Origin of the sequence: Arthrobacter sp. SLBN-112, from assembly GCF_030944625.1 — a bacterium.
Lineage (GTDB): Bacteria > Actinomycetota > Actinomycetes > Actinomycetales > Micrococcaceae > Arthrobacter.
The window spans coordinates 1,402,497-1,421,491 of record NZ_JAUSXY010000001.1 but is presented as its reverse complement, the minus strand read 5'-3'; the positions used below and the strand labels follow the sequence as shown (position 1 = coordinate 1,421,491).

The 18,995-nt window shown below is 63.4% G+C and carries 15 protein-coding genes and 1 pseudogene; 2 read left to right on the top strand and 14 right to left on the bottom strand.

All coding sequences use genetic code 11. From position 1 onward, the window contains the following. Positions 1–57: 57 nt before the first annotated feature. From QF050_RS06665 to QF050_RS06610, 12 genes are all read right to left on the bottom strand, one after another. Positions 58–2,115 carry an ABC transporter ATP-binding protein gene (locus tag QF050_RS06665; RefSeq protein WP_308929727.1) on the bottom strand — a complete coding sequence of 686 codons (2,058 nt, stop codon included), beginning with the start codon at positions 2,113–2,115 and terminating at the stop codon, positions 58–60. Continuing rightward, positions 2,112–3,860, bottom strand: coding sequence for an ABC transporter ATP-binding protein (locus QF050_RS06660; RefSeq protein WP_308929726.1), 1,749 nt, complete (start codon positions 3,858–3,860; stop codon positions 2,112–2,114). Before QF050_RS06660 ends, QF050_RS06665 begins: the two co-directional genes overlap by 4 nt. Before the next feature lie 131 nt (positions 3,861–3,991). Then, entirely contained in the window at positions 3,992–4,306 is a 315-nt protein-coding gene (locus tag QF050_RS06655) for a hypothetical protein (RefSeq protein WP_374121561.1), read from the bottom strand. A gap of 170 nt (positions 4,307–4,476) precedes the next feature. Continuing rightward, positions 4,477–4,740 (bottom strand): hypothetical protein, encoded by a 264-nt coding sequence (locus QF050_RS06650; protein ID WP_308929725.1) that lies wholly within the window; start codon positions 4,738–4,740, stop codon positions 4,477–4,479. A 73-nt stretch (positions 4,741–4,813) separates the two neighbouring features. Continuing rightward, positions 4,814–6,121: an MFS transporter gene (locus QF050_RS06645; RefSeq protein WP_308929724.1), complete on the bottom strand. Its 1,308-nt coding sequence runs from the start codon at positions 6,119–6,121 to the stop codon at positions 4,814–4,816. A 49-nt stretch (positions 6,122–6,170) separates the two neighbouring features. After that, the gene (locus tag QF050_RS06640) at positions 6,171–6,866 is read right to left on the bottom strand and encodes a VOC family protein (protein ID WP_308929723.1); all 696 of its coding nucleotides are present in this window, start codon (positions 6,864–6,866) and stop codon (positions 6,171–6,173) included. Positions 6,867–6,918: 52 nt separating this feature from the next. Continuing rightward, a complete protein-coding gene (locus QF050_RS06635; protein WP_308929722.1) occupies positions 6,919–8,037 on the bottom strand; it encodes an NADH:flavin oxidoreductase/NADH oxidase in 1,119 nt (372 codons plus the stop codon). After that, on the bottom strand, positions 8,034–9,011 hold the full coding sequence (locus QF050_RS06630; RefSeq protein WP_308929721.1) for an amidohydrolase family protein: 978 nt from the start codon (positions 9,009–9,011) through the stop codon (positions 8,034–8,036). Before QF050_RS06630 ends, QF050_RS06635 begins: the two co-directional genes overlap by 4 nt. Next, a complete protein-coding gene (locus QF050_RS06625; protein ID WP_285242682.1) occupies positions 9,008–9,448 on the bottom strand; it encodes a hypothetical protein in 441 nt (146 codons plus the stop codon). The genes QF050_RS06630 and QF050_RS06625 overlap by 4 nt, the downstream gene beginning before the upstream one ends. A gap of 28 nt (positions 9,449–9,476) precedes the next feature. After that, positions 9,477–10,667: an FAD binding domain-containing protein gene (locus QF050_RS06620; protein WP_308929720.1), complete on the bottom strand. Its 1,191-nt coding sequence runs from the start codon at positions 10,665–10,667 to the stop codon at positions 9,477–9,479. Continuing rightward, the gene (locus QF050_RS06615) at positions 10,664–11,989 is read right to left on the bottom strand and encodes an MFS transporter (protein ID WP_308929719.1); all 1,326 of its coding nucleotides are present in this window, start codon (positions 11,987–11,989) and stop codon (positions 10,664–10,666) included. The genes QF050_RS06620 and QF050_RS06615 overlap by 4 nt, the downstream gene beginning before the upstream one ends. Before the next feature lie 87 nt (positions 11,990–12,076). Then, positions 12,077–13,570 carry an aldehyde dehydrogenase gene (locus QF050_RS06610; RefSeq protein WP_308929718.1) on the bottom strand — a complete coding sequence of 498 codons (1,494 nt, stop codon included), beginning with the start codon at positions 13,568–13,570 and terminating at the stop codon, positions 12,077–12,079. A 137-nt stretch (positions 13,571–13,707) separates the two neighbouring features. On the opposite strand from QF050_RS06610, the gene QF050_RS06605 reads away from it, so the two are divergent. Then, positions 13,708–15,630 (top strand): GAF domain-containing protein, encoded by a 1,923-nt coding sequence (locus QF050_RS06605; RefSeq protein WP_308929717.1) that lies wholly within the window; start codon positions 13,708–13,710, stop codon positions 15,628–15,630. Here the strand turns inward: QF050_RS06605 and QF050_RS06600 are convergent. After that, positions 15,631–16,018: pseudogene (locus tag QF050_RS06600) on the bottom strand (NAD-dependent dehydratase); the annotation flags it as partial. A gap of 115 nt (positions 16,019–16,133) precedes the next feature. Continuing rightward, a complete protein-coding gene (locus QF050_RS06595; RefSeq protein WP_308929716.1) occupies positions 16,134–16,331 on the bottom strand; it encodes a hypothetical protein in 198 nt (65 codons plus the stop codon). 348 nt (positions 16,332–16,679) lie between these two features. Between QF050_RS06595 and katG the strand changes: the two genes are divergently transcribed. Next, positions 16,680–18,974, top strand: coding sequence for a catalase/peroxidase HPI (gene katG / locus QF050_RS06590; protein WP_308929715.1), 2,295 nt, complete (start codon positions 16,680–16,682; stop codon positions 18,972–18,974). Positions 18,975–18,995 lie beyond the last annotated feature (21 nt).

Here is an 18,995-nt window from a genome sequence, read left to right as displayed (position 1 = left end):
TTGTTCTGCGTCGTCGGGCGGAGCGTACTTCACCGGCAACATAGCCCTTGCCGTAGCTTAAACCTCCGCCACCGGCGCCGCGAACTGCGCCTCGTACAGCCGGGCGTAAGCCCCGCCGGCGCCCAGCAGTGACGCGTGGTTCCCCTGCTCCACGATCTGCCCGGCCTCCATCACCAGGATGAGGTCGGCGTCGCGGATCGTGGACAGGCGGTGCGCGATCACGAAGGACGTCCGGTCGGACCGCAGCGCGCTCATGGCCTTCTGCACCAGCACCTCGGTCCGGGTATCCACCGAGGACGTCGCCTCATCCAGGATCAGAACAGAAGGCTGCGCCAGGAAGGCCCGGGCAATCGTCAGCAACTGCTTCTCACCCGCGGACACGTTGGCGCCCTCGTCATCCAGCACCGTGTCGTACCCCTCGGGCAGCGAGTGCACGAACCGGTCCACGTACGTCGCAGTAGCCGCCTCCAGGATCTCGTCCGAGGAAGCAGTTGGCCGCCCGTATGCGATGTTGTCCCGGATGGTCCCGCCGAACAGCCACGTATCCTGCAGCACCATCCCCATCCGCGAGCGCAGATCGTTCCGCGTCATGGTGGTGATGTCCACGCCGTCCAGCGTGATCCGGCCGGCATCCAGCTCGTAGAACCGCATCATCAGGTTCACCAGCGTCGTCTTGCCCGCACCGGTCGGCCCTACAATCGCCACCGTCTGCCCCGGCTCCGCCACCAAGGACAGCCCGGAAATCAGCGGCTTGTCCGGCGAGTACGAGAAGGACACATCCTCAAACACCAGCCGCCCGCGCCCGGCACCGTCAGGGCTCTGCAAAGAAGCACCCACAGGATCAGCGGACTGCTCCTCCGTATCCAACAGCTCGAACACCCGCTCAGCAGAAGCCACACCGGACTGCAGCAAGTTGGCCATGGACCCCAGCTGCGCCAGCGGCTGGGTGAACTGCCGCGAGTACTGGATGAACGCCTGCACATCGCCCAGCTGCATCGCCCCGGACGCCACCTGCAGGCCGCCCACCACAGCGATCCCCACGTACACCAGGTTGCCGATGAACGTCATGGCCGGCATGATCAGCCCGGAAATGAACTGCGCCCCGAAACTCGCCTCATACAGCTCCGCGTTCTTCTGCCGGAACCGCTCCCCCACCTCACGCTGCCGGCCGAACACCTTTACCAGCGCGTGCCCGGTGTAGGTTTCCTCGATCTGCCCGTTCAGCTCGCCCGTATTCTTCCACTGCTGCACGAACAGCTTCTGTGAGCGCTTGGCGATCAGCGCGGTGATGCCCAGCGTCAGCGGAATGGTCACCAGCGCGATCAGCGCCAGCGTGGGCGAAAGGATGAACATCATCACCAGTACGCCCACCACGGACAGCACCGAGGTCACCGCCTGGCTGATGGACTGCTGCAGGCTCTGCGAAATGTTGTCCACATCATTGGTGACCCGGCTCAGCAGCTCACCGCGCTGGATCGAGTCGAAATACCGCAGCGGCAGGCGGTTGATCTTCGCCTCGATCTGCTCGCGCAGCCCGAACACCGTCCGCTGCACCACGCCGTTGAGCACATACGCCTGCCCCCACATGAACGCCGACGCCAGCACATACAGCACCAGCGCCCACGTCAGCACGCTGCCCAGCGCCGCGAAATCGATCCCCGCACCGGGCGTCAGCGTCATGGCGCTGAGCATGTCCGCCTTCTGGTTCTCCCCCGCCGCCCGCAGCTGCGCAATCAGCTGCGCCTGAGTCACGCCCGGCGGCAGCTGCTTGGACACCACGCCGGAGAAAATCAGGTTGGTGCCCTCACCCAGCAGCCGCGGCCCTATCACCTGCAGCGCCACGCCCGCCACGGCCATGAACAGCACCAGCACCAGCCACAGCCGTTCCGGCCGCAGGGTGGCCAGCAGCCGCTTCGCCGAGCCGCTGAAGTTCATCGCCTTCTCCGCCGGCACATTCATCCCGGCGAACGGTCCGCCCCTGCCGGGTCCGCCGGCCGGGCGCGGGATCCGTACGACGTCGGCCTGGCCGCCTTTGCCGCCACCAGAGGTTCCAGCGCGCGCACCTGCGCCCGGGCCGGCTCCGGCGGGGCGGGTTCCTGCGCGGTGCGTGCTCATACCGTTTCCTCCGCTGCCAGCTGGGACGAGACAATCTCGCGGTACGTCTCCGAAGTCTCCAGCAACTCGTGGTGCGTGCCCTGCGCAACGATCCTGCCGTCGTCGAGCACCAAAATCCGGTCCGCCTCCACAATGCTGGACACCCGCTGGGCGATGATTACCATGGTTGCCCCGGCCGTGCTGCGCTTGAGCGCCTGCCGCAGCCGGGCGTCGGTGCCGGTGTCCAGGGACGAGAACGAATCATCAAAAATGTAGAGCTCGGGCCGCTTCACCAGGGCCCGGGCGATAGCCAGCCGCTGCCGCTGGCCGCCGGAGACGTTGGTGCCGCCCTGCGAGATGGCCGCGTCCAGCCCCTCCTCCATCCGCTCCACGAAGTCCCTGGCCTGCGCGATCTCCAGCGCAGTCCACAGCTCATCCTCGGTGGCGTCCGGGTTGCCGTACAGCAGGTTGCTGCGCACGGTGCCGGAGAACAGGTACGGCCGCTGCGGCACCAAGCCGATATGCCCCCACAGCAGGTCCGGGTCCAGGTCCCTGACGTTCACGCCGTCCATCAGCACCGCCCCGGAGGTAACGTCGAAGAGCCGCGGCATCAGGTTCACCAGGGTGGTCTTGCCCGAGCCGGTGCTGCCGATGATCGCCGTCACCTCACCCGCGCGGGCGGTGAAGCTGATGCCGGACAGGACGGGCTGGTCGGCACCCGGGTAGGCGAATCCGACGTCGCGCATTTCCAGCTCGCCGCGCCGCGGCTTGCCGGCGAACGCCGCGCTGGTGACCGGGTTCTCCGGCGGCAGGACGCTGGAACTGGTGCCCAGCACCTCGCCGATGCGGTCCGCGGACACCGAGGCGCGAGGGATCATGACGGCCATGAACGTTGCCATCATGACGGACATCAGAATCTGCATCAGGTAGCTCAGGAACGCGATCAGGGTGCCCACCTGCATGGACCCGTCCTCGATCCGGAACGAACCGAACCAGATCACAGCCACGCTGGAAATGTTCAGGACAAGCATGACCACGGGGAACATGAGCGCCATCAGCCGGCCGGCGCGCAGGGCAACATCCGTGACGTCACTGTTGGCGCCGGCGAACCGCTCCGTCTCCATGTCCTCGCGCACGAACGCCCGCACCACCCGGATGCCGGTCAGCTGCTCGCGCAGCACCCGGTTCACGGTGTCGATCCGGGTCTGCATCTTGCGGAACAGCGGCACCATGCGGGTGACAATGAGCCCTACGGCGATCAGCAGCACCGGGACACACACGGCAATCAGCCAGGACAGCTGGGCGTCCTGCCGGATGGCCATGATCACCCCGCCGATGCTGAGCATGGGCGCGGCCACCATCAGCGTGGCGGACATCAGCACCAGCTGCTGGACCTGCTGGACATCGTTGGTGGAGCGGGTGATGAGGCTGGGGGCGCCGAATTTGGTGACCTCCTGCTCGGAGAACTCGCCCACCCGTTCAAAGATGGCGCCACGCAAGTCCCGGCCCAGGCCCATCGCCGCCTTCGCACCGAAATACACCGCCACCACGGCGCACGCGATCTGCGCCAGCGTGATCAGCAGCATGACGCTGCCGGTGGACATGATGTAGCCGGTATCACCCCGGGCCACGCCCTGGTCGATGATGTCCGCGTTCAGCGTGGGCAGGTACAGGGATGCGATGGACTGCGCCAGCTGGAAAACGACGACGGCGGCCAGCAACGGACGGTGCGGCCTGAGGTATTCAACGAGTAGCTTCCAGAGCATGGGCGGCTCCAACCTGACGGTGTGTCCACAAACGTGGTGCGAAGGTCAGTGTACGTCCGGAAACTGGGACTTGACCGGGCGTTGTTGGAGGAAGTTTCAGGGTTCACTGACGGCGTACGGCAGGCTCCGGTTCAGGTCTTATTGCGGCGTGCGGTGTGGGTCGGGCGAGCGATGTTCACCTTGCGTGCAAGCGCACCGTAGGCCGCCAGCAGCCGTGGCACCACAAGGTAGACCGCCAGAGGCACGACCAGTGCAGTGAGAAGAAGCGCCCGGAGGACCGGGTGCCACCCCTCCATCAGAGGCCCCAGCACAAGCATGCCGGTAGACACCAAGGGAAAGATTGCCGTCCAGGTGATGAAAGCCCGCATGTGGATGGAGGGAGTGCGCGGCTCGACGACAGCCCGCATTGCAGGATGTTCAGCTTCACGTTTGCAGTTTGCATGCATCGTCACGAGATTTTCCGTTCAACTAATTGCTGTATTCCCTGGCTCGATCGGGGCCCGTGCTGCGAATCGAGCTCAGGCGTCGGGCGCCGCCTGGGACTCGGCTCCGGAACCTCCCGTGTCCCAGACACGGGAGGTTCCGAACGCTTTGGCTGATCGGTCCAAGGCGACCGTCAGCGGTGTGATCCTTGACCGCGCATCGCTGGGACATTTGACGGTCCAGCCTCCCCGAGAAGGGAAAGCCATTGCCGTCGCTCCTCCTTTTGGCCAAACGGAACCTCAAAGGTTGGCGTGACGGAGAAGGACCAGTAGTCGTGCTGGGTGATCACGACCCCGGCACCGCCCAAAAGGCCGGCCTCAAGCTCTGCGATTTCGATGGCGCGCATCAGTTCATTTTTCTGGGTGTGCGGATCGTCCGCGTCAACCGCTACCGACATTTCCGTCTCTTTGAATATGGCCACCGGAATTGATCCGTCGTTTGTGCGCAATCGTTCTTGACCGGGCCTGCCGCTACCCGAGTTCGCGGGTGGTTTTGCGGCCGGTTTCCGGTCCGGCCAGCGCTGCGATGGCGCCCAGGATGCCCACCGCCACGCACATCCACACTGCCGGCTGCCACGAGCTTGGTCCGGCGCCGAGCGCCTGGGCGATGGTCGGAGCGAAACCTGCAGCCACCAATCCGAGCATGAGCCCTACTGCCATTCCGGTGTACCGCACCTTGGATGGGAACTGTTCCGCGTAGTAGGCAGCGCCGACGCCGATGGCCATGCTGTAAAAGACGCTGATGCCCAAGACCGCTGCGATGAGCAGAAGGAAGACGTTGCCCGAGTCGATAGCGTTGAACAGGACGAACAGCGTGGAACTGGCACCCAGTGCGCCGATGATGTAGACGGGGCGGCGTCCGAAACGGTCCGCCCAGATACCCACAACGGGTGCCATCACTGCGGCACCAATGTTTCCCACAGACACCGCTACCAGCATGGTGACGCTGGAGACGCCTTGGTTCTGCGTCACGTAAGCCAGGGTAAACACGTTGAAGATGGTGCCCACGACGTTGATGCAACTGCAGACAAGTACGCGGAGCGTGGCTTTCCAGTGGAAACGCAGAAGGGTAACGATGGGCAGGGAATCTGTTTTGCCTTCCTCGCGTACCTCCTTGAAGACTTCAGGTTCTTCAAGGTTTCGCCTGAGGAGGTACGCAATGAGTGTCAAGATGCCGCTGAGAAGGAATGGGATGCGCCATCCCCACGAAACAAGCTGTTCCTGGGGCATTGCGGCAAGCGGCAGGAAGACCAACGTTCCCACCGACATACCCAGTTGCATGCCGCTCATCGAGAAGGCTGTGTAGAAAGCCCGTTTGCCGTCGGGGGCGTGTTCTACAGTCAGGCTGCTGGATCCCGGTACCTCTCCCCCTGCCGAGATGCCCTGCAGGAGCCGAAGAACCACCAGGAGGATCGGAGCCGCCAAACCGATGCTTCCATAGGAAGGGAGGACGCCAATGAGGAAGGTGGCGCCACCCATCAAGCCTATGGAGAGCATCAGGGCAGTCCTGCGGCCCAGCCGATCACCGATGTGGCCCCAGAATATGGCGCCGAAAGGACGGGCAACATAGGCGACCCCGAAGGTTGCGACGGACACCAAGGCTCCTGCTCCGCCTGACATGTCGGAGAAGAACACTTTGCCGAAGACAAGGGCCGCGGCAGTGCCGTAGATGATGAAATCGTAGTATTCGAGGGCGCTGCCAAAGAACCCGGAGAAGGCAGCACGACGCACCCTTTGGGCTTTGGTTTGCCCTTCGACGTCTGCAATGGTTACTGACATTTTGGCTCCTGTAATTGGGGAGTGGAGTTGGGTTAGAGGGTGATGGGGTTTAGAGGGTGATGGGGTTTAGCCGGATGGTTTGCGGTCCAACGGAGGAATCAAAGGTGACCGCGTAGAGCCCGTCAGGTCCGCCGTTGTAGGTGATGTCGACGCCGAGCTGCCGCGCGCTGGCAACATCGCCCAGCCACGCCTGCAGATCGGCCTCGGTGCCACCGATTTCGATCGAGATGACGCCTGCGCCCTTGACGTCGCCGGTTCCCTGCTGGACAGGTGCCAGGCTGGAATGCCTGCTCAAGTCCGGGACGTAGTAGACGTTCGGCTTCCCAATCCGCCAGGAATTCCAGAAATCGGGAGTGTGGGGAATCGGTGGTTTATCCGCCGAGGGGACCATGGAGACTTTCCCGCCGGATATTCCTTCCATTGGCGTGAGTCCATGGGCTCTGGCGAGTTCGTGGATCTCGTCCATGGAGTCAGTGCGCAAGCACAATCCGGCAAAGCAATCGCCAGAACCTGTTTGGCGCTCCAGTTCAAGAGCCATGGGTTCGCGGTCCCTGATCATGCGATGGTCAACGATGCTCTCTACTTCGATGTACACGTAGTTGCCCAGCGAGATGATCTTTTGGCCCAGCCCCAGGCCGGGGAAGTAACCACCGTCGGAAGACCCGATGCCGGTTTGTCGGCTGAGTCCCACGGTGGTGCGGTACAGGTTGTCAGACCAGACCGCGATGTGATCGAGTGTGATCACTTATGGCTCCTTATGTTGATGCTTTTGCAGGTACTTTGCGGTGGGTCCTGGGTCAAGACCGGGACAGTGCGGTCTGGACTGGCCTGCTGAAAGCCCGTGAATACTGGTGCGGGTACCTTGCCGGCTCGCCCAGATGCTCCGCCGCCTGCTGTGCCCAGTAGGGGTTGCGCAACAGTTCCCGGGCAAGGAACACGGCATCTGCTTGGCCGGAGCTGACGATCCGGGCAGCGTGGTCGGCGTCCGTGATGAGCCCTACCGCCGCCGTTGCGATGGACGCTTCCTCGCGTATCTGTTCGGCAAATTCAACCTGATAGCCCGGCCGTACAGGAATCTTCGCGTCCGGCACGATGCCTCCGGTGGAGACATCGAACAGGTCCACTCCGTGGTCCTTTAACTCTTTTGCAAGCAGGACCGACTCGCTGCTGGTCCACCCGCGGCGTTCGTCGTCGGCGTCTCCCGCCAGCCAGTCAGTCGCTGATACCCGGAAGAACAACGGCTTATCAACGGGCCACTCTTGACGCACAGCATCAACGACTTCCACCGCGAACCTCATCCGGTTTGCCAGGGATCCGCCGTACTCATCGGTGCGGTGATTGGAAGCCGGCGACAGAAACTGGTGAATCAGGTAGCCATGGGCCCCATGGAGCTCAAGCACATCAAAGCCCGCCAGGTTGGCCAGCCGGGCGCTGTGAGCAAACTGCCGGACGAGAGCATGGATTTCCGCGCGGGTCAGCTCCTTCGGGGCGGCCAGGCCGCCAAAAGGGACAGCGCTGGGCGCCACGCGCTGCCACATGCCATCTTCAGTACTTTCGTTTTCCCAGGGCCGGCCGGTGGCTGCCTTGCGGCCGGCGTGGACCAGTTGGATGCCGGCCGCGGTCTTGTGGTCGTGCAAGAACTTGATGATTCTGCGGTGAGACGTAGCCTGTCGGTCATTCCACAAGCCCAGATCAAAGCGGCTGCTTCGCCCCTCCGGGCTGATGGCGGTTGCTTCGACCATGGCCAGGCCTGCACCGCCCAGTGCGCGGGCTGCGAAGTGCTGGAAGTGCCAATCAGTGGCTGCACCTGTCTCGGGTCCGGACGGATAGGAGGAGAACTGCATCATGGGAGACATCCAGATGCGGTTAGGTATTGTCAGTCGCCGAAGAGTGAGGGGCTGGAACAGCTCATTCATCGTGGCTCCGCCGTCCTCGTCCCAACGCCCAGGAAGGCCGCGCCGTTGCGCTGGAGAGCGGCCCGGTCCAGTCCGTTCTTTTCCACGAAGCCGGGCAGGTCGGCTTCTGCCATGTCGAACGGGTAGTCCGTCCCGCAGAGGATCCTGTCTTCCCCTGCGTGTGTTGCCAGCAGGTCCAGTGTTTTCCCATCGTGCGTGACCGTGTCGAAGTACGCCGAACGGAAAAGATCACGTGGATCCGTGGAACTGCCGGCGCGGACATCGGCCCGCGCCCGCCAGGCGTGCGACCAGCGGCCCAGAAGCGCGGGCGCGCATCCGCCCCCGTGGACGAAGCAGATCCGAAGATCAGGCAGTTCTTCCAGGACGCCCCCAAGAATTCCTGATGCAACCGCTGTTGCTGTCTCCACCGGGTTCCCAATGAGGTTGGCAAGGTAGTAGGAGGCCCATTCAGGGCGTGGCAACTGCATCGGGTGGACCAGCACTGCCAGGTGATATCCAGCGGCAGAGCGCAGGACGGCCCGAAGCACACCGGTGTCCAGTGACTCTCCCCTGAGAACGGGTGGGATGGCCACACCCGCGAGGACGCCCGCCGCAGCAATTGAGCGGATCTGTCGCTGCGCAGCCGCAGCGTCATCAAGCCGGGTCAGACCGAGGCCAGCGAGACGGCCTGAGGAATCAGCCACCACCTTTGAAAGGCTTGAGTTGTACTCATTGATGTAGTCCTCGGACGGCGAGTTCACCGCGAAGGCAAACGGCGGTGGCGACAAGGCCCGCAATGCGATGCCATGGGCATCCATGTCGGCAATGATTGCGTTGACATCGCTCATGGCCTCGGTCCTGATCGAGAGCGGCAGGTCCCCAAGGAACAACTCGCCGTCCTTGTCCCGCATGCTTCCAAATGGTGAGCCTGACGGAAGGTGGAACAAGCTTGCCGGAAGCCAGTGTGCGTGAACGTCGATCAAATCAGCGTTCATGACGCGCCCAACGGCAGTGGCTCGTTGACGGAGTCAAGATGTTCGACGGTGGTGAAAACCAGGTCGGTATGACCGATGTTCTCGATGTCGTGGAGCAGGTACTCCCCTGCACCGAAGTGGAAGTGCCTGGTCTCGCCGGCAGAATACGAGACGTCGCGCGTTGTGCCGTCATGTGTATGCTGCCGGCTGCTGCCGGCGTTGACTGCGGTCCAAAAGTAATCGAGAACGTGGCGATGGGTGTGCCAGCGTTCGCCCGGGGCGAGCCGGATTTCCCAGACCCTGACGCGGTCGTTTTGGCTGAGCAGTTTGGACCCTACCTCGCCGTCGAAGGCGTGGGTCTCGAATTCCTTCCGGAGTTCCTCCGACCAGCCGTCGAAGTCCTCTCCTACGAGGGTTCCTGCAAGGGGAAGGTCGCTGAGGAAGCTGTTGGTGCTCATCGTGAGTCCTTTCGTTGGTTTGTTGTGCTTAGCGGCCGGGTCCGTAAAGGCCGAAACGAAGGTCCTGGTCGCCCGGGGTCCAGGTGTTCGTGAATTGGGACCGTTCGCCCATGGCCTTGACGCGGGCGAGCAGGTTGCTGCTCAGTTCGAGCTGGCCCGGCTCCCATTTCTCCAATGCTTCGGCAACATTGCCTGCCGCTGCCGTCAATGCGTCGCTGAGGGCCCAGGCGTCGGCTGCCGCTTTCGCGGTGCCGGCAGCTGCATGGGGTCGTGCAGCGCAGGCAGCGTCACCAATGAGTGCGACGCGGCCGTTGGCCATCTTCGATGCCCGCGAGTCCCAGACAACCTGGATGAACGGGGCCTTCGTGGAGGTGACCAATTCGGCTGCGGCCGGGGCGAGGATCCGGGAGGCCGTCTGGCGCATCTCGTCCACGTAGCGGTCCTGGACCTGGTTTGGGTGTATGGAGACCTTGCCCGGGAAGCCCTGCTTGTTGATGAGCATTTCATCGAGTTCGGGACCTTCTGGAACGTTGCGGTACCAGACGTAGTTCATCAGCCGTTGCCCCCTGCCAAGTCCCCTCTCGCTGGGGATGGGATACATGGTGATCTGAGAGTGGGGAACAACGTTGTACGTGACGGCGTCGTTCAGGAGGCTTGCAGTTTCTTCCGACAGGTCTGCCTCGTCGACTGTCCCGCGCCACCCGATGTAGCCGGAATACTCGAGGGTGACGTCCGGATCAATTCTGGCCCGGTTTGCGGAGGTGATTCCGTCGGCGATGACCACGAGTGCGGCCTTCTCCTGGCGTCCGCTCACAAACCGTACCGTGACGGAGTCCTCGTCCTGGTCAAAACCGCAGGCAAACTCCCCCAGGTGGTAATGGTCCCGTCCGAAGTCGGCGAGCAAGGCACGGTAAAACGTGCCCCAGGATGTGTGGGACCACGTGCGGGCTTCCCGGTCAATGACGTGGTTTTGGGCATCAAGGTATTGGACCCAGGTCGTTGTGGTACTGACGTCCTCGGGCCGCTGGGAACTGCGTTCCTGGAACCACCTCAAGGTGTCCGGCTGCAGAACAATGCCGCCGCCGCGGCCATCGAGGTCCGTGGGTGTGCGTTCGTAGATGTCGACGTCGAATCCGAGGTCGCGGAGCAGCAAGGCGGCCGTCAGCCCGCCGATCGATCCTCCGATAACGAGTGCGCGCGATCCCTTGTATGCGCTCATGACGATATTCCTTTCACTGATGCGTGGTCTTGAGGGACGTCTGCGACGGCGTCCGTGGGTAGCTCCGCGTCACGAGTCTCCGGAGCGAAGTACAGGCCGATGAGGGCGATGATTCCTGTGGCGGCCAGGACTGCTGTAGCCAGTCCGAGGTTGCCGCCAAACCAGGAAGATGCGATGACACCTGCAACGAGCGGGCCTGCCGCGGTGATGTAGCGGCCGATGCTGTTCGCCAAGGCAATTCCGCTTGCCCGCATGCTCGGTGCGAACATTTCCGGTCCGTAGACGAAGTTCCCGGAGAGTGCGCCGAACAGGCCAAAGCCGACAATGGGAATGACGGCCAAGTAGGTGGTGTAGGAGTGTTCAAAGGGGAAAAGGTATGCCACGCTGGCCCCGGATACGACGAAACTGACCAGGAACGCCTTCTTGCGTCCGATGGCATCGGCCATGAAGCCCCAGGAAGCGTAGCCGAGGATCCCGCCGGCATTGAACAACATGGAGGAGATGGCAACCCGGTGGTTCGCTTCCTGCGCTGGAAGTGACTCCGCCAGTGTCATGTCCCGGATGATCTGCGGGTACCACGTGGAGACGCTCCAAAAGGCGAGCAAGGCCCCCGTGGCCAGTGCAGTACAGATCAGGGTTGCCCGCAGATGAGGTGGCGAAAGCAACCTGCGGAGAACGAACTGGTCCTCTTGGCGGCGGGAAGTTTGTCCTTTGCGCTCCTTGCGCCTGGCAATGACGTCCGTGATCTCCTCCGGCTCCGGCACGTACCGGCGCAAGAACCAGACCAGGAATGCGGGAACGACGGCGAGGACCAACATGAAACGCCAGCCGTTTTCACTGAGCAGGCCATAGGCAAGCGCTGCCATGAAGAACCCTGCTGCGTAGCCGGACATCATGACCCCGCACGCCCGGGCGCGGTACCTGTTGCGCCACACCTCAGCAACAAGCGCTGCACCGACCGGGGCTTCCACACCCGATCCAAGACCGGCGATGAATCGCAGGATGCCCAGTTGCCACCATGTATCAGCGAACGCTGCAGCAGCCGTGAAGACCGCATAAGTGAGGATGCCGATTGACAGGACACGAACGCGCCCGAAATAGTCTGCCAACACTCCGAAGAGGATCCCGCCGGTGGCCCACCCGGCCAGGAAGAGGGCCACCGTGAGGCCGCCGTAGAATCCGATCTGCGCCGAATTGACCACAACGCCGGAGTGGGGCAACAGGTCCGTCATTGCCGGCCCGAGGACGAGTGCGTAAAGGCTGCCCGCGAAGCCATCGAGCGCCCATCCCATGGTGGTGCCGAAAAGTACGAGCCATTGCACCCTTGTTATTTGCTGCCGCCAGCCAGGGGCCACCGAATCTTGTTTGTTCCGCATCACGTGCGCTGTCCTTTCAGGATCCCTGTCGAGTCAGTTCAAGCGCCCGGGAGCGTCGGCCCCGTACCAATCGACGTCGGAGTCCGCTGTCCGAACGACGATGGTCTTGATCCAGGTGAAGTCGTCGAAGGACTCCGTTCCAGCGTCCTTGCCCGCCCCGGATTCCTTGATGCCGCCCCACGGCAGCGAAGGCTCAAGCCTGTGGTGGTCGTTGACCCACACCATTCCGGACTCGATAGCGGCGGCCACCCTGTGCCCTCGTGCGAGGTCATGGGTCCAGACGGCGGCCCCAAGGCCGAAGCGGTTTTCATTAGCCATCTCAATGGCCTCAGCTTCAGAGTCGAATGGCACGACGACGGCCACCGGCCCGAAGATCTCCTCCTGCGCGACGCGCATACTATTCGTTGCATCAGCAAAGACGGTGGGCTGGAGGAAGTACCCGTCGCGGAGATCATCGGGCAGTTCGGGAACCCTGCCACCGGCGGCGAGGCGGGCACCTTCCTCCTGACCGACGGCAATGTAGTCAAGAACCTTCCGACGCTGCGCGTCACTGATCATCGGGCCCATCTGCGTTTCAGGTTTTGCCGGGTCGCCGATCCTGATTGCATTGGCCCGTGAGACCAGGGCTTCAACGAACTCGGCGTATCGATCCTTTTGCACGAGGAAACGCGCCCCGGCTACGCATGATTGCCCCGAGGCAACGAAGGCTGCGAACGCAGCGCCTTCAGCCGCAGCGACAGGATCGTAGTCTCCGAAGACAATCACAGGGGTCTTACCGCCCAGTTCGGCAGTGATCCTCGCAAACCTGGATGCTGTAGCAACGGCGGCGGAGCGGCCGGCCTCGGTGCCCCCGGTCAGCGTCACTTTCGCGACGTCAGCATGTTCCGTCAGGCCGATCCCGGCCTCGCGTCCGCCAGTAACAACGTTGATTACTCCTTCGGGGACGCCGGCCTCGGTGACAATGCGGGCGATGGCCAGGGTGGTCAGCGGAGTCAGTTCAGATGGTTTGATCACCACGGTGTTCCCTGTGGCCAAAGCAGCAGACAAGCTCCGTGCAAGGATCAACGCCGGGTGGTTAAACGGCGTGATAATTCCACAGACCCCAAGAGGGCTGCGCTTCTGGTAGGTCAGGTAAGGCCCATCGCTGGGCAGGACAGCGTCCCGCTGAGCGGCGAGAAGGGCCGCGTTGTAGCGGAACCACTCCGGTACACGTGACAGCTGGGCACGGGTCTCAGTAATCGGGCGGCCGTTGTTTTGTGTCTCGAGAGTGAACAGAGACTCGCTTGCCGCTTCCAGCGCGTCAGCAGCTTTCAACAACACTTTTGCGCGTTCGGTGCGGCTCATCCGGGGCCAAGGCCCTGATTCGAAGGCTGCCCGGGCGGCAGCGACGGCCCTGTCGATATCGACGCGGACGCCGTCCGGAACAGTGGCCAGCGGCCTGCCTGTTGCGGGGTTGGAGATCGTCAGGAATGCTCCGCTCTCGGCAGGAACATCCTTTCCATCGATAAACATCAGCTGTTCCATCATGGGTGCCTCATTTCTTGTCGCCCGTCTGCTCTGACGGCCCTGAAAGGAATCCTTCTCAGTATGTGATGTGAAGGGGTATCGCGATATGTTGCTGGAAACACAAATAGCGGCTAAATATGTTTCTTTTGACACCATGAATGACTACACTCACTGGAATGACGACCTACGGCAACAGGCAAACCAACGGATCTGTTGAGGTCCACCGCTGGTTGGACAGCGTCCGGGGAATTTCCCAGACGGTGGCAACAGCCCAACCGCTCCCGCAGGTGCTCGAATTGATCGCCAATACTGCCGCTGCCCTCATGGGGTACGAATTCTGTGGCGTCCTCTTGCCGGACCCGTCCGGCAGCAGGCTCACTATCGAAGGATCGAGTGGACTCTCCCGGGAGTACATCGACCAAGTGAACGCGGATCACCCGGTTTTGTTGCAGCAGGGCACGGCTCCCGAGGCCCCCTCCAGCCGTGCATTCAGGACCGGAAGGCCTGTCGCCATTGCGGATATCCAGGCGGAGCCCCAATTTGCCCCCTGGGGCGGCGTCGCCCGCGAGCAGGGTTACCGGTCCATGATCTCCGTACCCCTGCTGGAATCGGGTCAGCGAGCTATCGGCACACTGAACTGCTATCGGAGAGGCACCCACAATTTTGGCCAGCAGGAGATCGCCCTTCTCTCGGTACTCGCAGACCACGCCGCCATTGCCCTCACTACTTCCCGCCTGCGTTCGGATGAAGCCCGCCGGATGGACGAATTGGTACGTCTTAATGCAGAGCTGCATACACAACGGGACCTACTGGAGAAGTCCGAAGAGATCCACCAGAAACTGACCGACATTGCGTTGAGGGGTGGCGGCGTACCCGGGATTGCAGTTGCGCTGGCGAATTTGATTTCACGCGCCGTCCTGATCGAAGACGCCCAGGGGGCAGTGATTGGCCGGTCGGGCCTTGATGCCGGACTTCCCGACGAGAAGACCAGAGCCGGTGACCGGGATGATCCGTCCCCGGCGTTCGAGGTCTTTCCCGTGCTCCTCAATGACAGTGAAGTCGCAAGGATCTGGACCGTGACCGCATCGCGAACGCTGGCTCCGCTTGAGACCCGCGCCGTCGAACATGCCACCGTGGTGACATCACTTGAACTCCTCCGGGCGCGGACAGCCGAGGAGGCCCAGTGGCGGCTGCAGGGTGAGGTATTGCATGACCTCTTGGTGGGTGAACCCTCTGCGATGGATTCAATTCATGCCCGGGCCGAACGCCTGGGCCACAACCTGAAAGTAGAGCACACCCTCGTAGGGGTTTCCTTGGCGGAAATGGCGCAGGAGGATGTCAACATATGCCTTCAACAGGCCCTCCGGCGGATCAACGCGTGGGCATCGACGCAGAAGCCGCGGCCCCTGTGCACCATCCATCACGACCGTATCGTTGTGCTCATCCCTTCGCCGTCCGGCCGCTCTGAAGAGGAATCCACAACCGAAAAGATCCGAAGAATGGCTGTCTCGCGCCGCCCCAAGGCCACTGCTACGGCCGTGTCGAGAGGTCCCGTCAGCGAGTTGAACATGTACGCCCGGGTATACCGCTCCGTTGCCGGAGCCCTGAACATGCTCGCGCTGGGTGGGCGGACCAATGCATCAGTTACCCTCGACGATCTCGGACTGGTAGGCCTGCTGCTCCAGCTGGATGACTCCAGCCAGCTGCTCCGGTACGCCGGCCAGGCACTGGGCCCGGTCCGCAACCACGACGCGACCCGAGGAACTGAGCTGCTCAAAACGTTGCGAACGTACTTCGCAGCCGGACAAATGAACGCGGAAACCGCACGCCTTCTCCAGGTCCACCCCAACACTGTGGCGCAGCGGCTTCGCCGCATACAGGTCCTGACGAACAGGGACCTCAGCCGCCCGGACCAGGCAATGGACCTTGCCGCTGCCCTGGCCATCGGCGACGTTGCCGACTCGAAATCCCTGCCCGCAGATGACCGGGCCGGTCCTGCACCACTGGCCGGCTGGCGCCAGGAACAGCCAACGACCCACTCGTTGGGTCGGGCGGGCCAGAGTCACACCTGGGGCGCCTGATCAGGGAATCAGGTTGTCGGCGCGGTACCGGGCAGACAGTCGTGAAGGAGTCCAGCGTCCGCCGGTATCCCGTGAAGCCGGCGTCCCTGCTCTTGCCCATGTCCGTGACCACTTCGATGCCGCGCCCCAGGTCGCCGTCCGTGTGCCACCAGGACGCCACCCGGTCCAGTTCCGGTTCGTTGAGGTTCCGGGCCGCGGCAATCTGCCGCCACTGGTCCTCCCGCCCCGCCATGGACTGCTCGAGGGGACGGGCCCCCCTGGTACCCTCCCGCTCCACGCCGAAGTACGCGGCGAGTTTCGGCCACATCCAGCGCCAGCGGAACACATCGCCGTTGACGATGTTGAACGCCTCGTTGGCCGCTGCCGGAGTAGTGGAAGCCCAGAGCAAAGGTATCTACCAGGGTGGAGCCCGCGATGCCGGTGGCACCCAAGACCAGAGCCGTCCGGCCGTTGCCCGCTGCTGTTCCTGATCCGATGGTCGTGGTGCTCCGGAATACGAGGGACTAGAAGGTGCCCGTTGCGTCGGGCTCGATCGCCCAGGCAAGCCGGTGCAGGGCACTCGCCAGCCGGCCCCGCAGGACGGACCACCCCGACAGGCCGGGCTTCTTTACCCGGACCCTTCTGGGCGCCCGTGGCAACGCGCTGGTGGCAGTATCGTCGCTCCTCGCAAGGAAGAGGGCTATAAGGCTTGAACTGTCCATGAAGTTGTTTCCTGAATATTTGAAAGTAGCCACGCAAATGGTGGGACGGGATGGTGTGGGCTCGGATCCGGACGCCGCCGTGCCGATCATCGACGGCGGGGTGCGTGGGGATTGCTCCGAAGTGCGGGCCTGCGCTGGACTATCAGAGAGAAGACCCGCACTTTGATTATGGAACGGCCCAGGGGAAGTCTCCCAACCGGTTGACCAACTGTTACGGATCCCTCTGGAGAGAACGCAGCCTCAGTAAAACAGGGGGCTCCTCCTCCCCGGCGTTTATGTTCCAATGGGAGGGTTGCACCGGCTGCCCGAGTCCAACCGCGGCCTCGGACCCACGGAAGGAAGAAGCACATGACCGAACGCCCAGACCATCCCCCGGTACCCGCTCCCGGCAGTGCACAAGGCCCGGACCAGAACGCTGAAGGCGGGTGCCCCGTGGCCCATGGAAGCGCCACCGCCCAGGGCAGCGAAAGTGAAAACCCGGCGATCGATACACCCCAGCCCAAGGGGACAAGGCCGCGGACCAACCAGGACTGGTGGCCCAACCAGCTGGACCTGTCCGTTCTCCACACACACGGCCAGGCCAGCAACCCGCTGGGACCTTCGTTCAGCTACCGCGAGGAATTCGACAAGCTCGACGTCGAAGCCCTCAAACGGGACATCACCCAGGTCCTGACCACCTCGCAGGACTGGTGGCCGGCGGACTTCGGCCACTACGGCGGTCTGATGATCCGGATGAGCTGGCACGCCGCCGGCACCTACCGCGTCCACGACGGCCGAGGCGGCGCAGGCGACGGTGCCCAGCGGTTCGCACCGCTGAACAGCTGGCCGGACAACGCCAACCTGGATAAGGCCCGGCGGCTGCTGTGGCCGGTGAAGCAGAAGTACGGCCAGAAAGTATCCTGGGCGGACCTGCTGGTCCTGGCCGGCAACGTTGCCCTCGAATCCATGGGTTTCACGACCTTTGGCTTTGCCTTTGGCCGCGAGGACGTGTGGGAGCCCGAACAGATCTTCTGGGGGCCTGAGGACGCCTGGCTGGGCGATGAGCGGTACACCGGCGACAGCACGATGGCCGAGGACGTTGGGGCCACCGAGATGGGACTGATCTACGTCAACCCCGAAGGTCCCAAGGGCAACCCGGACCCGGTGGCCGCGGCCGCGTTCATCCGCGAGACGTTCAAACGGATGGCGATGAACGATGAAGAGACCTTCGCACTGATCGCCGGCGGCCATACATTCGGCAAAACCCACGGCGCAGGCCCCGCCGACGCCCACGTGGGCCCCGAACCGGAGGCTGCCGACCTGGAATCACAAGGCCTGGGCTGGCTCAGCACCTACGGCAGCGGCAAGGGTGGCGACACCATCACCTCGGGCCTGGAGGTCACCTGGACGGACAAGCCCACGCAGTGGAGCAACCGCTTCCTGGAGATCCTGTTCGAGTACGAATGGGAACTCGTCAAGAGCCCCGGCGGCGCGCACCAGTGGGTTGCCAAGGACGCCCCGGAGATCATCCCGGACGCCCACGATCCCAACAAGAAGCACCGCCCCACGATGCTGACCACTGACCTGTCGCTGCGGTTCGATCCCACCTACGAAAAAATTGGCCGCCGGTTCCTTGAGAACCCGGACGAGTTCGCCCTGGCCTTCGGCAAGGCCTGGTACAAGCTCCTGCACCGTGACATGGGTCCCGTGGGTCCACACATGCTGGGGCCGTGGGTTCCGGAGGCGCAGCTGTGGCAGGATCCCGTTCCGGTCGTCGACCATGAACTGATCGATGACCAGGACATCGCCTCGCTGAAGGCCAAGCTCCTGGATTCGGGCCTGACCATCTCGCAGCTCGCAGGCACCGCCTGGACTTCGGCCGCTACATTCCGTAAGACCGACAAGCGCGGCGGCGCCAACGGGGCCCGCATCCGGCTGGAGCCGCAGCGCAACTGGGAGGCCAGCGAACCGGACCAATTGTCCGCCGTCCTCCCGGTGCTGGAGCGCGTGCAGGAGGAGTTCAACTCAGCACAGTCCGGCGGCAAGAAGGTTTCCCTCGCGGACGTGATCGTCCTTGGTGGCGCGGCGGCCGTGGAAAAAGCAGCAGCCGACGCCGGGTTCCCCGTCACCGTGCCGTTCCGGCCCGGCCGCACCGACGCCGCACAGGAGCAGACCGACGTCGAATCCTTCGGCTACCTGCAGCCGCGGGCAGACGGGTTCCGCAACTACCTGCGCGCCGGCGTGAAGCTCCAGCCGGAGACCCTCCTGCTGGACAAGGCGTACATGCTGGACCTCTCCGCTCCGGAGATGACGGCGCTTGTGGGCGGCATGCGCGCCCTGGGCACCAACGTGGGCGGCTCCAGCCACGGCGTGCTGACGGACAAGCCGCAGGTGCTGACCAACGACTTCTTCGTCAACCTGCTCTCGCCCGGCACCAAGTGGAAGGCGTCCGAATCGGAAGAAAACGCCTACGAGATCACGGATGTGGCCACTGGTGAGCTGAAGTGGACCGCCACCGCGGTGGACCTGGTCTTCGGTTCCAATTCGCAGCTGCGCGCCCTCGCCGAGGTCTACGCCAGCGAGGACGCCGGGGAGAAGTTCGTCAACGACTTCGTGGCGGCCTGGACCAAAGTCATGGAGCTGGACCGCTTCGACCTGAACTGATTGACCCATTGTTCCGGGCCG